The organism is Shewanella litoralis (assembly GCF_009828585.1).
In the GTDB taxonomy this organism is placed as follows: Bacteria; Pseudomonadota; Gammaproteobacteria; order Enterobacterales; family Shewanellaceae; genus Shewanella; species Shewanella litoralis.
The window spans coordinates 105592-120023 of the sequence record NZ_WSRZ01000016.1; the positions used below are offsets into that span (position 1 = coordinate 105592).

Sequence of the window (14432 nt, forward strand, 5' to 3'; positions counted from 1 at the left end):
GTAGATATTATGCAATCTAAGTACACGCACATTGTTTTAGGCTTGGGAGCTACTGGGCTTTCGGTCGTGCGTTTTTTAGTAACTAAAGGCATAAAGCCTTTGGTGATGGACAGTCGTCGTAATCCTCCAGGGGCTGAGGCACTGGCACAAGAGTTTGCTGATATTGAATTGATAGCGGGCGGGTTTGATTGTCGTTATTTAGTGCAGGCGAGTCAGATTATTATCAGCCCTGGTGTACCTATTGATACACCAGAAGTTCGCGCAGCACTGGACATGGGTATTGAAGTCATTGGCGACGTAGAGTTATTTGCTCGTGAAATTGCCGATCGCAAACCTTGTGTTGTTGGTATTACCGGCTCAAACGGTAAATCTACCGTGACTACATTGGTTTACGAAATGCTGCAAAAAGCCGGTATGTCGGTGGCTATTGGCGGCAATATCGGTACGCCTGCATTGGATTTACTCTGCCAGGATGCTGAGTTTTATGTGCTCGAGCTATCAAGTTTTCAGCTGGAAACCACGCATTCATTAAATTGTATTGCCGCGACCTGTTTGAACATTAGTGAAGATCATATGGATCGCTACAGTGACTTAAACTCGTACCGCGAAGCCAAATTACGTCTATACCCGCAAAGCCGTTTTGTGATGTACAACCTCGACGATGAGCTTACCTATCCATTAGAGCCAATGAACCAAAATCATTTTTGCCTTGGCGTACCAGAAGGCGATGCATGGGGATTAAGTGATGGCAAGATTTTCCATGGCGACAGTGAAATCGTTAACTTAAATGAAGTCACACTTATTGGTAGCCATAACCACGCTAACTTACTTGCGGCAATGGCGTTAGCCTATGCCTGTGGTGTCGACAAAGAGTCAATGGTTGATGTCGCGAAGCATTTTGTGGGCTTAAGTCATCGCTGTGAACTGGTTGGCGTAAAACAAGGTGTGTCGTATATCAACGACTCAAAAGCGACAAACGTAGGTGCAACGGTAGCTGCACTTGAAGGATTAAATTCGCACCTGGGTGATTTGTATTTAATTGCTGGCGGTGACGGTAAAGGCAGTGATTTCAGTCCGCTTACTGAACCGCTGGCCAACATTACTCAGCTGATTACGTTAGGCCGTGATGGACCTAAAATTGCCAAGTTAAAAGCCGATTCAATAGCCGTAAATAGTATGGCTGAAGCGGTAGCAAAAGCGGCAGAATTAGCATCGTCTGGCGATATCGTTTTACTGTCGCCTGCGTGTGCCAGTTTAGATATGTATAAGAGTTTTATGGCTCGTGGCGATGACTTTAAACAATGTGTGGAGTCGTTACCCGATGGCGAGTAACGAGCAACAACTCAGCTTGTTTAAACAAGGCTTGAATTGGGCTTTACCGTCATTGTTGTCTGACAACAGTGCGCCAGGAATGCCGCTGTATGACCGCAGTTTTTTAGTGGCGATTATTGGCTTGATGTGTTTTGGTTTTGTCATGGTAATGTCGGCCTCGATGCCGGAAGCCACAAAGCTAACAGGCGATCCATTTTATTTTATGTACCGCCATGTGTTGTATTTAGTTGGCTGTGTGGTGATTGCGTTTTTTGTGCTGAAGTTTGATGTCAGTTACTGGGAAAAAAACAGTGGCATGCTGATGCTAGGCGTATTAGTACTGCTTATCGCAGTATTGTTTATTGGTACCTCGGTAAACGGCGCAAGGCGTTGGTTGTCTATCGGGCCAATACGTATTCAAGTCGCTGAAATGGCCAAGTTTGTGTTTATTGTTTACATGGCCGGCTATTTGGTTAGGCGTCATGGGGAGTTACGAGAAAACCGCAAAGGTTTTATTAAACCTATTGGTGTATATGGTTTATTTGCATTGTTAATTCTATTGCAGCCTGACCTGGGTACCGTGGTGGTATTGTTCGTGTGTACGGTAAGTTTATTGTTTTTAGCCGGCGCTAGAATCATCGACTTTATGGCGTTGATTTTGTTAGGGGTCATCACATTTGTGCTGCTGGTATTGTTTGAGCCATACCGTATGCGACGAGTCACCTCGTTTATGGACCCATGGGAAGACCCATTTGGCAGTGGTTATCAGTTAACACAATCATTAATGGCATATGGCCGTGGTGATTGGTTTGGCCAAGGTTTAGGTAACAGTATTCAGAAGTTAGCTTATTTACCTGAGGCACATACCGACTTTATTTTTGCCGTGATAGGTGAAGAGCTCGGTTTTGTTGGCATCATTATGGTGTTGCTGGCGTTATTTTTTGTGGCTATCCGGGCGATTAGATTAGGCAACTTGTGTTTAAAGATGCAGCGTCCATTTGAAAGCTACGTGGCATATGGCGTCGGGATTTGGGTGTGTTTCCAAACCGTCGTTAACGTGGGCGCCAGTATTGGTATGCTGCCAACTAAAGGGTTAACACTGCCCTTTATTAGTTATGGCGGCAGTAGTTTATGGGTCATGACCGCTGCGGTGATGTTACTGGTCAGAATTGATTACGAGCGCCGACTGAGTTTGGTGCAAGCCGTCCAAGGGAGAACAAGTTAATGAATAGCAATGTGAGTCGTTCTCCACGTATTTTGGTGATGGCAGGCGGCACTGGCGGGCATGTATTTCCTGCTCTGGCAGTAGCGAAATATTTGGCTGAAAAAGGCTGGCAAGTGCGTTGGTTAGGCACGGCTGACCGAATGGAGGCGCGTTTAGTGCCTCAGCACGGCTTTGATATTGAGTTTATTGATATTAAAGGTGTTCGCGGCAATGGCCTTATTCGAAAATTAGCCGCACCATTTAAAATAGTGCGCTCGATTATTCAAGCTAAAGCCGTGATAGATGATTTTAAACCGAATGTCATTTTAGGCATGGGTGGCTTTGCCAGCGGCCCAGGCGGTGTAGCGGGTAAGTTATCGGGTGTCCCAGTGGTGTTGCATGAGCAAAATGCCATCCCAGGAATGACCAATAAATTGCTGTCTAAAATTGCTAAAAAAGTATTGTGTGCGTTTCCGAATACTTTTGGTAGTAACGTCGCGAATGTGGAAGTTGTTGGTAATCCTATTCGCCAAGAACTTATCGCATTAGGCGAGCAAACCAAAACAGCCCAGGTCGATGCGTTAAGAATATTAGTGGTCGGTGGCAGTTTAGGTGCCAAAGTGCTTAATGATGTGATGCCAGCCGTTGTCGCTCATTTAAGTAAACATCATTCGATTACAGTATGGCATCAGGTGGGTAAAAATAACCACACTGCTGTTAAAGCCAGTTATCAGCAATTAGGCCAATTAGACACGGTTAATGTGGCTGAATTTATTGATGATATGGAAGCCGCTTATCGTTGGGCAGATGTGGTTGTTTGTCGCTCAGGTGCGTTAACCGTATCTGAACTCGCCGCAGTAGGGCTCCCAAGTATTTTGGTGCCTTATCCACATGCAGTAGACGATCATCAAACCGTAAATGCGTCAGTGTTGGTTGATGCTGGTGCAGGCTTTTTATTGCCGCAAACGATTTTAAATGCAGACAACCTTGCTGAAAAATTGCAGTTGTTTGCCGAACATAGAGAAGAACTCGCCCAAATGGGCCGAAAAGCACGAGGCGTTGCAGTGTTAGATGCCACTCAACGAGTAGCAGATATTTGTGCCTCAGTTGCAACAAAGGGTTGAAATGACAAAGACAGAAAGATACGCACAACTTCGTAGCATGATCCCTGAAATGAGACGGATCAAGCGCATTCATTTTGTTGGCATCGGTGGTGCTGGCATGGGTGGTATTGCCGAAGTGTTAGTCAATGAAGGCTATCAAATCAGTGGTTCTGACATTGCGGTTAATAGCGTAACAGAACGCCTACAAAGCTTGGGTGCAAAAATCATTATTGGCCATCAGGCCCAAAGTGTTGAGCAAGTTGATGTGGTGGTGGTGTCTACCGCAATTAACCCGCAAAACCCTGAGATTATTGCTGCAAAAGAATTACGTATTCCGATTGTTCGCCGTGCTGAAATGCTGGCAGAGCTGATGCGTTATCGTCATGGTGTAGCTATTGCTGGCACTCACGGTAAAACCACAACCACCAGTTTAATTGCCAGTGTGTATGGTCAGGCAGAGCGTGATCCAACGTTTGTGATTGGTGGACTGCTCAACAGCGCAGGCACCAATGCACGTTTAGGCACAAGCCGTTATTTGATTGCCGAAGCGGATGAAAGCGATGCCAGCTTTTTGCACTTGCAGCCAATGGTCAGTGTGATCACCAATATCGAAGCGGATCACATGGACACTTATGGTGGCGACTTTGAAAAGTTAAAAACCACCTTCGTCGATTTTTTACATAACTTGCCGTTTTATGGTGTGGCCGTTATGTGTATTGACGACGATGTCATCCGTGAAATTATGCCGCGTATTGGTCGCCAGGTAGTGACATATGGTTTTAGTGACGATGCCGATGTGCAAGCGATTAATTTTGCCCAAAACGGCCATCAATCAAGCTTTACTGTGAAGCGCCATAATAAGGATGATTTAGACATTGTCTTAAATCTACCTGGACAGCATAACGTGTTAAATGCGTTAGCCGCGATAGCCGTTGCGAGTGAAGACGACATAGATGACAACGCGATTGTACAAGCGTTAGCAGAGTTTGAAGGCATTGGCCGTCGATTCCAGCACCTAGGTGAATTTGCGACTCCTAACGGTAATGTCATGTTAGTCGACGATTATGGTCATCACCCTAGTGAAGTGCTGGCAACGATTAAAGCTGCGCGTGCAGGTTGGCCAGATAAACGCCTCGTTATGGCGTATCAACCGCATCGTTATAGTCGCACACGTGATTTATATGAAGACTTTGTCGATGTGTTGTCGCAAGTCGATTGTTTATTGCTACTTGATGTTTATGCCGCAGGTGAAGCGCCTATTCCTGGTGCCGATGGACGAGCGTTGTGTCGTTCAATTCGTTTACGTGGGCAAATTGATCCTATTTTTGTTGCCAGCCCAGATCAATTAGCCGCAGTCTTGCCAGATGTATTACAGAACGGCGATTTATTTTTTACTCAAGGTGCAGGCAATATCGGGGCATTATCGAAAGAATTAGCCCTTAGCGAGTTAGGCTTTAAAGTTCAGCAAGAAGAACAAGGAAATGATTGATTTTTCGTCAATTATTGTGTTGAAAAATCGAGCTTTAATCCTAAAGGAATGGTCGATATAATGGCCGATCTTTTGGGGCTAACCCCGGAACAACGTCAGAGGCGGATTTAAGGTGTCGTGGAGCGATAAAGGGCGCCAATTAAAACAGAATCTAGCACGTGTAAATTGGTATTTTTGCACTGGCTTACTGTTTTTACTATGTGTGCTCGGCACAGTTGTTTGGGGGGGAATACAGCTTCACAACCTGCTTAATGATGCAGATGCTCTGCCCATTGAGGCGGTAGCCATTAAAGGTGAGAGGCTTTACACCACCGATGACGAGATTAAAAATGCGCTGCAATCGTTAATGCAAAATAGTTTTTTTAGCGCAGATGTACTTGACGTGCAAAAAGCATTAGAAGCCTTACCGTGGGTTTATCATGCTTCAGTAAGACGAGAATGGCCGGCAAAATTTAAAGTGACTCTGCAAGAGCAACAAGCAGTGGCACATTGGAATAACACCGCGTGGTTGAATGTAAATGGTGAGGTGTTTGAAGCGCTTGCGCATGCTGAACACACCAGTTTACCACTCTTATCAGGTCCAGAAGGAACCGAGCAAGAGGTGTTAACCAGTTTTCAACAGTTAAATGATTTACTAACAATAAATGGCTTCACCTTAGTCAATTTACGTTTAAGTCCTCGTCATGCTTGGCATGCAGTATTAGCCAACGGGATTGAAATTGAGCTCGGGCGAGAAGATAAAATGTCACGGATACAACGCTTTATTAATGTGTATCCGACGTTGAAGCAAAGTAATAAACCAGTTGCAACCGTTGATTTACGTTACGATACCGGGTTTGCAGTAGGCTGGGGTGATTCAAAACAGAGAGTCGACAATAAATGACCAAAAATCAGGAAAGAAACCTCATCGTGGGGCTAGATATAGGGACATCCAAGGTCGCAGTGATCATTGGTGAAGTATTACCTGATGGTGAGATTAGTGTCATTGGTTTAGGTAACCATCCTTCACGCGGTATGGACAAGGGCGGTGTTAACGATCTCGACTCTATAGTACGCAGTGTGCAACGTGCATTAGATCAAGCAGAGTTAATGGCTGATTGCCAAGTGTCGTCAGTGTATTTAAGTATTTCGGGTAAACACATTGCTTGTCAAAACGAAAACGGCATGGTGTCGATTAACGACGAAGAAGTGACTCAAGAAGACGTTGATAATGTCATTCATACCGCTCGCTCAGTAAAAATACCGACAGAGCGCCGTATTTTGCATGTGTTACCGCAAGAGTATTCAATCGACGTTCAAGATGGCATTAAAAGCCCTATTGGTATGTCTGGCATGCGTATGGAAGCCAAAGCGCACATCGTGACATGCGCCAATGATATGGCCAAAAACATAACCAAAAGTGTTGAACGTTGTGGGTTAAAAGTCGACGACTTAGTGTTTTCAGGGATTGCATCAGCAGACTCTGTACTGACTAACGACGAGAAAGATTTAGGCGTATGTATCGTCGATATTGGTGGTGGAACGACCGATATTGCTGTATATACCAACGGCGCATTACGTCATTGTGCGGTTATCCCAGTCGCGGGTAATCAAGTGACCAGTGATATCGCTAAAATTTTTAGAACACCGTTAACGCATGCCGAGCAAATTAAAGTGCAATTTGCCAGCGCAAGAAGTTCAACGGTGAGTCGCGAAGACAGCATTGAAGTACCGTCAGTAGGCGGTCGTCCTTCGCGCAGTATGTCCAGGCATACATTGGCTGAAGTGGTTGAGCCAAGATATCAAGAATTGTTTGAGCTCGTGCTTAAACAGCTGCAAGACAGTGGGTTAGAAGATCAAATTGCAGCAGGTATTGTACTCACCGGAGGCACGTCCTCAATATCAGGTGCAGTTGACATTGCCGAGGCAACATTTGGTATGCCAGTTCGTGTGGCATCACCGTTGCCTGTAAAAGGGTTATACGAATATGTGGATCAACCTATTTACTCAACAGGAATAGGCTTGCTTCATTATGGCGCTAGGCGAGTTATCGAACGTCAGTTCGAGCGACCAGAGCGTCAAGGGGTTACCAGCTTTTTGAATCGGGTCAAAAGTTGGTTTAAAGGTGAATTTTAATAACGCAGACATACGGAGATCAGACAATGTTTGAGATCATGGACACTCATTCAGACGAAGCGGTGATTAAGGTCATCGGCGTCGGTGGTGGCGGCGGAAACGCTGTCGAACATATGGTAAAACACAGCATCGAAGGTGTTGAATTTATCGTCACAAATACAGATGCGCAGGCATTACGTAAATCAAGCGCGGGTTCTACAATCCAGCTTGGACGTGATGTGACTAAAGGTCTTGGTGCTGGCGCAAACCCAGATGTGGGTCGTCAAGCAGCTGAAGAAGATCGCGAAAATATTCGTGCAGCCATTAAAGGGTCAGATATGATCTTTATCGCTGCCGGTATGGGCGGTGGTACGGGTACTGGTGCCGCACCTGTTGTTGCTGAAATTGCACGTGAAGAAGGCATTTTAACTGTTGCTGTAGTGACCAAGCCTTTTCCTTTTGAAGGTAAAAAGCGTATGGCCTATGCAGAACTGGGCATTGCCGAGTTAGCTAAACACGTGGATTCGTTAATTACGATCCCAAATGAAAAGCTGCTTAAAGTGCTTGGCCGTGGTACTTCATTGCTTGATGCATTCGCTGCAGCTAACAACGTACTTCTTGGCGCAGTTCAAGGTATTGCTGAGCTCATTACTCGTCCAGGTCTAATCAACGTCGATTTCGCCGATGTGAAAACGGTAATGTCTGAAATGGGTAATGCCATGATGGGCACCGGTGTTGCACGTGGTGACGATCGCGCTGAAGAAGCTGCAGAAGCTGCAGTGGCTAGCCCATTACTTGAAGATATTGATCTAGCAGGTGCGCGCGGCGTATTGGTAAACATTACCGCTGGTATGGACATTACAATCGAAGAGCTAGAAACCGTGGGTAACCACGTTAAAGCTTACGCATCAGACAATGCGACTGTTGTTGTTGGTGCGGTGATTGATCCAGAAATGAGCGACGAGTTACGTGTAACTGTTGTTGCTACCGGTATCGGCGCAGAGAAAAAGCCAGACATTCAATTAGTGTCTAAGCCAGTTGCGCGTCCAGAGCCAGTTGCCATAGAGCCTCGTCCAGAGCCAGTTGAAGAGGTTGTGCCTCAAACTAGCTATGCGGCGCCAAAAGGCAATGCGGTACCACAGCAACAACCTTCTCAACGTCCAGATGCTGATTATCTCGATATTCCAGCATTTTTACGTAAGCAGGCTGACTAAAACTCGGATAAAACGTGATGTTTTAGCGTGATTAATGAGTACGCTGTTGTAATAAAGAGTATTTTGCAAGCCGGTTCACGGATTTGCTACTGGGTTAGTGATTTTTTTGTGAAAATCCAAACTTATGGTAGCATGTCGTACCAGCTCTGCATGATAGTCTTAGGCTATTTTTGCAACTATTTGTTTAATATTGATATTTACGGGTTACTGAATGATTTTTCAAAGAACTGTTCAAAAAATGGTGAAGAGCACTGGAGTCGGATTACATTCTGGCAATAAAGTGACTCTATGCATTATGCCCGCACCAGTAAATACAGGGATTGTACTTAAGCGTACCGATCTAAGCCCAGCTGTGTCTATTCCAGCCAAGGCAGATATGGTGCGTGAAACCACTATGTGTACAGCCTTAGTAAACGATGCAGGTATCAGAATATCAACAATTGAGCATTTGTTTGCGGCACTTGCCGGCTTAGGTATCGATAATGCAATTATCGAAGTCGATGCACCAGAAATCCCGATCATGGATGGCAGTGCAAGCCCGTTTGTGTTCTTACTGCAAAGTGCAGGCATCAAAGAACAAGCGGCGCCAAAAAAATACCTCAAAATTACCAAACCAGTGCGTGTTGAAGACGGTGATAAATGGGCTGAGCTAAAACCGTTTAAAGGCTTTAGGGTTAATTTTAAAATTGACTTTGCTCACCCTGAAATTGCCCGTAGCCAACAACACATGATTATGGATTTTTCAACTTCAGCGTTTGTAAAAGACATTAGTCGTGCCAGAACATTTGGTTTTATGCGTGATATTGAATACCTACGTGCAAATAATCTTGCATTAGGTGGCAGCATGGAAAATGCCGTTGTACTTGACGAATATCGTGTATTAAACCCTGATGGTCTGCGTTATGAAGACGAATTCGTTAAGCACAAAATTCTCGATGCATTTGGTGACTTGTATGTTGCAGGTCATGCCATCGTCGGCGAGTTTGTTGCTTATAAAACCGGACATGCGTTAAACAACCAACTCGTGCGTGCATTGCTTGCCCAGCAAGATGCATGGGAGTTAGTCAGCTTTGACAAAGAGGCTGATGTACCCGTCAGCTTCATGGTTCCGGGTGCGCTAGCGCACGCTTAATCGTTAAGATTGCCTATTACGGCTGGCTAATGCAGCCAGCCGTTTTAGTTTTTCACCTAGCGTTCCATCGACATGTTCTGCTAAAGCTTCAATGTGTTGTGCTGCAGTGGTACTAATAACGTTTTGATTGGTGCTAATTTGTGGTTTAACTAATGCAAGCCCAGGATTGACTTTTACCTCAATAGCGGTAAGCATCGGAAGCGTGTCAATTTGAAGCTGTTGCAATAGCTTCTGCTTTTGAAAGTTTATTCTTGCAGCCCATGCTGCAGATGTAGTTTCAATAACAAGAACACCCTGGCGGAGATTAGCAACTTTAAGCTGCTCTGCTACAGGACCATTTAATGTCTGTTTTACGTAGTGATTCAGATTGTTTAATAGTTCTGCTTTCTCGGCAAGTTCAGGTAGTCTCCCAGACAAATGGACTAAATTGCTGAGATCTTGAGGGGGCTTTTTCATATGATAATAAGATGGCTGAATTAGGCTATGAGTGTAACAGTTTTTATTCAAGGTCGAAATGGCGTAACACGTTGGCAACCCAGCAAACGGTGGTTACTCCTACCTATTATTCTTATGGCCACAGGCACTGGAATATATCAATACAACACAGACCGCTTTGCTAGCCAACAAGCTAAAGTTGACGAAAACAAACAATTACGTCAACAGCAAACGCAACAAGTGATTGATCTCAAAACCGCAACGGAAACCCAATTAGCAGCACTAGTTGCTCACGTGGCGAAGATGCAAGCCAAAATTACCCGACTTGAAGCCCTTGGCCAGCAGGTTGCGCAAAATAATCTCCTTGATGATCAATTTGATTTCTCAGCAGAAGTCGGAATTGGTGGATTAAGCGAAATAGGTAATGGCGTCGAATTAAGTCAGCTTATCGATGAAATGAATAAGTTGGCATCAAGAATTGATAATAATAATGTTCAGTTATCCCTACTTGAAACAGTAGCATCTAATCTCCATATAGATGAAGAGCGTTATATATCAGGGCGGCCAATCGATAAAGGTTGGTTATCTTCGCCCTATGGTTTACGAAATGACCCTTTTAGCGGTAGACGAACAATGCATAAAGGTATTGATTTTGCCGGTAAAGAAGGGGCGGATGTTACAGCAACTGCAGCAGGCGTTGTAACATGGTCAGGAAGCATGCTTGGGTATGGCGAGTTAGTCGAAATAGATCATGGTAATGGTCTTCGCACTCGATATGGTCATAATAAATCTCTGTCAGTAAACGTAGGTGACGTCGTTGCCAAAGGCGATAAAATTGCCAGTATGGGAAGCACAGGCCGGTCAACCGGCCCCCATGTGCATTACGAAGTGTTGCGCGGTAAGCAGCAAATAGATCCACAAAAGTACGTATACCGCAAAGCAAGTTAATAATATTAACGGTTAATGCGCTCAAATGAGCCAAACCTACAACAGATAAGTGATTAAGATGTTAGGCAAACTACTGACAAAAGTATTCGGAAGTCGCAACGACCGCACCCTGAAAAACCTCGGCAAAATCGTAAATCAAATTAACGCATTAGAGGCTGACTATGAAAAGCTATCTGATGAAGAATTAAGAGCCAAAACAGAAGAGTTTCGCAAGCGCCTTGACGGCGGTGAAACCTTAGATGACATCATGGCAGAAGCCTTTGCTGTAGTTCGTGAAGCATCAAAGCGTGTATTTGAAATGCGCCACTTCGACGTACAGTTACTAGGTGGTATGGTATTAGACAGTAACCGTATTGCTGAAATGAGAACCGGTGAAGGTAAAACCTTAACGGCCACATTACCTGCATACCTTAATGGAATATCAGGTAAAGGTGTTCATGTTATTACCGTAAACGATTACTTAGCGCGTCGTGATGCTGAAAACAACCGCCCACTATTTGAATTTCTAGGCTTAACAGTAGGCATTAACGTTGCTGGTTTAGGTCAACATGAAAAGAAAGCCGCTTACAACGCTGATATTACCTATGGTACTAACAACGAGTTTGGTTTTGACTACCTTCGTGACAACATGGCGTTTTCGCCACAAGAGCGAGTTCAGCGTCCGCTGCATTACGCACTAATTGACGAAGTCGATTCAATCTTAATTGACGAAGCGCGTACACCATTAATTATTTCTGGTGCTGCTGAAGATAGCTCAGAGCTATACACTAAAATTAACTTGTTAATTCCAAGCTTAATTCGCCAAGATAAAGAAGACACCGAAGATGAAATTGGTGAAGGCGACTACAGCATCGACGAAAAAGGCAAGCAAGTTCATTTAACTGAACGTGGCCAAGAAAAAGTCGAGTTACTGCTTATTGAAAAAGGCATGCTAGCCGAAGGCGATTCACTTTACTCAGCTACTAACATCTCTTTATTACATCATGTTAATGCAGCATTGCGTGCACATACATTATTCGAAAAAGATGTCGACTATATTGTACAAGACGATGAAGTCATTATTGTCGATGAGCATACCGGTCGTACCATGCCAGGTCGCCGTTGGTCAGAAGGGTTACACCAAGCTGTTGAAGCGAAAGAAGGTGTAAATATCCAAAATGAAAACCAAACGTTAGCCTCTATTACTTTCCAGAACTACTTCCGTCAGTATGAAAAGCTGGCTGGTATGACTGGTACCGCAGACACAGAAGCATTCGAATTCCAACATATCTATGGATTAGACACAGTTGTTGTTCCAACTAACCGTCCAATGGTGCGTAACGACATGGCCGACTTGGTCTATCTAACCGCTGCTGAAAAATACGCCGCTATTATCAAAGACATCGAAAGCTGTCGTGAACGTGGGCAGCCGGTATTGGTTGGTACAGTGTCAATTGAACAATCAGAATTGCTTAATGGATTATTGAAAAAGGCTAAAATTCCACATAGCGTATTGAATGCTAAATTCCATGAAAAAGAAGCTGAGATTGTTGCCCAAGCGGGTAGTTTAGGTGCAGTGACAATTGCAACTAACATGGCAGGTCGTGGTACAGATATCGTATTAGGCGGTAACTGGAACATGGAAATCGAAGCGTTAGATAATCCAACAGCAGAGCAAAAAGCTAAAATTAAAGCTGATTGGAAAATCCGTCATGACGAGGTACTTGCCGCAGGTGGTTTACACATCTTAGGTACAGAGCGTCACGAATCTCGTCGTATCGATAATCAGTTACGTGGTCGTGCAGGTCGTCAAGGTGATGCTGGTTCATCGCGATTCTACCTATCGATGGAAGATAGCTTAATGCGTATCTTCGCATCAGACCGTGTATCGGGCATGATGAAAAAACTGGGTATGGAAGAAGGCGAAGCAATTGAACATCCATGGGTGTCGCGCGCAATTGAAAATGCTCAACGTAAAGTAGAAGCTCGCAACTTCGATATTCGTAAACAACTTCTAGAATATGACGACGTAGCTAACGATCAACGTCAAGTAGTCTACGCGCAACGTAACGAGCTAATGGACGCAGAAAGTATTGAAGATACCATTAAAAACATCGAACAAGATGTTATTGCTGGGGTTATCGATCAATACATTCCACCGCAATCACTTGAAGAATTGTGGGATGTGCAAGGTTTAGAACAACGTCTAAGTAATGAATTCAATCTAAAGCTCACTATTCAAGAATGGCTAGATAAAGAAGAAGACTTACACGAAGAAACATTACGTGAACGTATAGTCGGTTCATGGACTGAAGCCTACCAAGCTAAAGAGCAAATGGTCGGTGCGCAAGTGCTGCGTCAATTTGAAAAAGCGGTAATGCTGCAAACGTTAGATGGATTGTGGAAAGAACATCTAGCTGCAATGGATCATTTACGTCAGGGTATTCACTTACGTGGTTATGCACAAAAGAACCCTAAACAAGAATATAAGCGTGAATCATTTGAATTATTCCAGCAAATGCTCGAATCATTAAAGAATGATGTTATCAGCGTACTGTCTAAAGTTCAGGTGCAAGCCCAATCTGATGTTGATGAAATGGAACAGCGTCGCCGTGATGAAGAAGCAAAAATACAACACGCTTATCAACACGCAGCAGCAGAATCATTAACTGGATCAGAAGAGCAAGCACCAGAAACACCGCGCACAGTTATTCGTGATGGTGAAAAAGTCGGTCGTAATGATCCTTGTCCATGTGGTTCAGGTCAAAAATACAAACAGTGCCATGGAAAGTTAAGTTAATATTCCATTTCACGAATTAAAAGGCAGCGTATATACGCTGCCTTTTTTTATTATAGGCAATACTAAATCCCAATAGAATAAGCCATTTGTGGATAACTTTGGGGGTAAATAGTGAGTAACATGTAGTTAAGTACCCAAAGTGCTAAAAGATCATAAAAAGATCGTTTTTTTACATAAAAGCGCTTGCACTAAATCTTAAGCTGCCTATAATGCGCATCCACTGACACGGCAGACAGCGAAAGCAAAAGCCGGTGAGTGTTATCAAGCCATTGAGGTGGCAGAGATAACGGCAAAAGAAGTTTGAAAAAACACTTGACGCCATAAAGGGAATGCGTAGAATACGCAGCCCTGACCTACTGAAACGGTCAACGCTCTTTAACAATTTATCAAGTAATCTGTGTGGACATTCACAGGTATTGGGTTATTCGAAATTGTCTTCTTGTTCTTCGGAATGTAGGCAATCAAAAAATTTAAACTCAATGATGAGAATGTTCATAGTAATATGAAACTACAGCAATGTAGTGAGTAATTTGTGAGCTCTTTGAGCGAAGCGAATTATGACAGTAGAATTCATTGAGCCGTTCGACGTAGTCGAACAAAAAAACTTTAATTGAAGAGTTTGATCATGGCTCAGATTGAACGCTGGCGGCAGGCCTAACACATGCAAGTCGAGCGGTAACAGAGAGTAAGCTTGCTTACTTTGCTGACGAGCGGCGGACGGGT

11 protein-coding genes and 1 rRNA gene are annotated in these 14432 nt (G+C 44.1%); 11 read left to right on the forward strand and 1 reads right to left on the reverse strand.

The genetic code is table 11. From position 1 onward, the window contains the following. Positions 1–9: 9 nt before the first annotated feature. From murD to lpxC, 8 genes are all read left to right on the forward strand, one after another. Positions 10–1332, forward strand: a complete 1323-nt coding sequence (gene murD, locus GQA99_RS13745) for a UDP-N-acetylmuramoyl-L-alanine--D-glutamate ligase (RefSeq protein ID WP_160054514.1) — start codon at positions 10–12, stop codon at positions 1330–1332. Continuing rightward, the gene (ftsW, locus tag GQA99_RS13750) at positions 1322–2536 is read left to right on the forward strand and encodes a cell division protein FtsW (protein ID WP_160054534.1); all 1215 of its coding nucleotides are present in this window, start codon (positions 1322–1324) and stop codon (positions 2534–2536) included. The genes murD and ftsW overlap by 11 nt, the downstream gene beginning before the upstream one ends. Then, a complete protein-coding gene (gene murG / locus GQA99_RS13755) occupies positions 2536–3639 on the forward strand; it encodes an undecaprenyldiphospho-muramoylpentapeptide beta-N-acetylglucosaminyltransferase (RefSeq protein ID WP_160054516.1) in 1104 nt (367 codons plus the stop codon). The genes ftsW and murG overlap by 1 nt, the downstream gene beginning before the upstream one ends. A gap of 1 nt (position 3640) precedes the next feature. Further along, positions 3641–5107 (forward strand): UDP-N-acetylmuramate--L-alanine ligase, encoded by a 1467-nt coding sequence (murC, locus tag GQA99_RS13760; RefSeq protein ID WP_160054518.1) that lies wholly within the window; start codon positions 3641–3643, stop codon positions 5105–5107. 112 nt (positions 5108–5219) lie between these two features. Then, positions 5220–5990 (forward strand): cell division protein FtsQ/DivIB, encoded by a 771-nt coding sequence (locus GQA99_RS13765; protein WP_160054520.1) that lies wholly within the window; start codon positions 5220–5222, stop codon positions 5988–5990. Next, on the forward strand, positions 5987–7222 hold the full coding sequence (gene ftsA, locus GQA99_RS13770) for a cell division protein FtsA (RefSeq protein ID WP_101088499.1): 1236 nt from the start codon (positions 5987–5989) through the stop codon (positions 7220–7222). Before GQA99_RS13765 ends, ftsA begins: the two co-directional genes overlap by 4 nt. Positions 7223–7248: 26 nt before the next feature. After that, complete coding sequence (gene ftsZ / locus GQA99_RS13775; protein WP_160054522.1) at positions 7249–8415, forward strand: cell division protein FtsZ; 1167 nt, start codon at positions 7249–7251, stop codon at positions 8413–8415. A 211-nt stretch (positions 8416–8626) separates the two neighbouring features. Next, positions 8627–9547 (forward strand): UDP-3-O-acyl-N-acetylglucosamine deacetylase, encoded by a 921-nt coding sequence (gene lpxC, locus GQA99_RS13780; RefSeq protein ID WP_160054524.1) that lies wholly within the window; start codon positions 8627–8629, stop codon positions 9545–9547. A gap of 3 nt (positions 9548–9550) precedes the next feature. On the opposite strand, the gene GQA99_RS13785 is transcribed toward lpxC, so the two are convergent. After that, positions 9551–10003 carry a DUF721 domain-containing protein gene (locus GQA99_RS13785; RefSeq protein ID WP_160054526.1) on the reverse strand — a complete coding sequence of 151 codons (453 nt, stop codon included), beginning with the start codon at positions 10001–10003 and terminating at the stop codon, positions 9551–9553. A gap of 27 nt (positions 10004–10030) precedes the next feature. Here GQA99_RS13785 and GQA99_RS13790 point away from each other — a divergent pair, with 27 nt between their 5' ends. From GQA99_RS13790 to GQA99_RS13800, 3 genes are all read left to right on the forward strand, one after another. Continuing rightward, on the forward strand, positions 10031–10930 hold the full coding sequence (locus tag GQA99_RS13790; RefSeq protein ID WP_160054528.1) for a M23 family metallopeptidase: 900 nt from the start codon (positions 10031–10033) through the stop codon (positions 10928–10930). A 58-nt stretch (positions 10931–10988) separates the two neighbouring features. Further along, the gene (gene secA / locus GQA99_RS13795; protein WP_160054530.1) at positions 10989–13709 is read left to right on the forward strand and encodes a preprotein translocase subunit SecA; all 2721 of its coding nucleotides are present in this window, start codon (positions 10989–10991) and stop codon (positions 13707–13709) included. 607 nt (positions 13710–14316) lie between these two features. Next, positions 14317–14432 (forward strand): 16S ribosomal RNA (locus GQA99_RS13800); the annotation flags it as partial.

Bases quoted from the DNA above. Each gene is read 5' to 3' on its own strand.
- murD (WP_160054514.1), top strand. From the start codon at position 10: ATGCAATCTAAGTACACGCACATTGTTTTAGGCTTGGGAGCTACTGGG.
- ftsW (WP_160054534.1), top strand. From the start codon at position 1,322: ATGGCGAGTAACGAGCAACAACTCAGCTTGTTTAAACAAGGCTTGAAT.
- murC (WP_160054518.1), top strand. From the start codon at position 3,641: ATGACAAAGACAGAAAGATACGCACAACTTCGTAGCATGATCCCTGAA.
- secA (WP_160054530.1), top strand. From the start codon at position 10,989: ATGTTAGGCAAACTACTGACAAAAGTATTCGGAAGTCGCAACGACCGC.
- ftsZ (WP_160054522.1), top strand. From the start codon at position 7,249: ATGTTTGAGATCATGGACACTCATTCAGACGAAGCGGTGATTAAGGTC.
- murG (WP_160054516.1), top strand. From the start codon at position 2,536: ATGAATAGCAATGTGAGTCGTTCTCCACGTATTTTGGTGATGGCAGGC.
- GQA99_RS13785 (WP_160054526.1), bottom strand. From the start codon at position 10,003: ATGAAAAAGCCCCCTCAAGATCTCAGCAATTTAGTCCATTTGTCTGGG.
- GQA99_RS13790 (WP_160054528.1), top strand. From the start codon at position 10,031: ATGAGTGTAACAGTTTTTATTCAAGGTCGAAATGGCGTAACACGTTGG.
- lpxC (WP_160054524.1), top strand. From the start codon at position 8,627: ATGATTTTTCAAAGAACTGTTCAAAAAATGGTGAAGAGCACTGGAGTC.
- ftsA (WP_101088499.1), top strand. From the start codon at position 5,987: ATGACCAAAAATCAGGAAAGAAACCTCATCGTGGGGCTAGATATAGGG.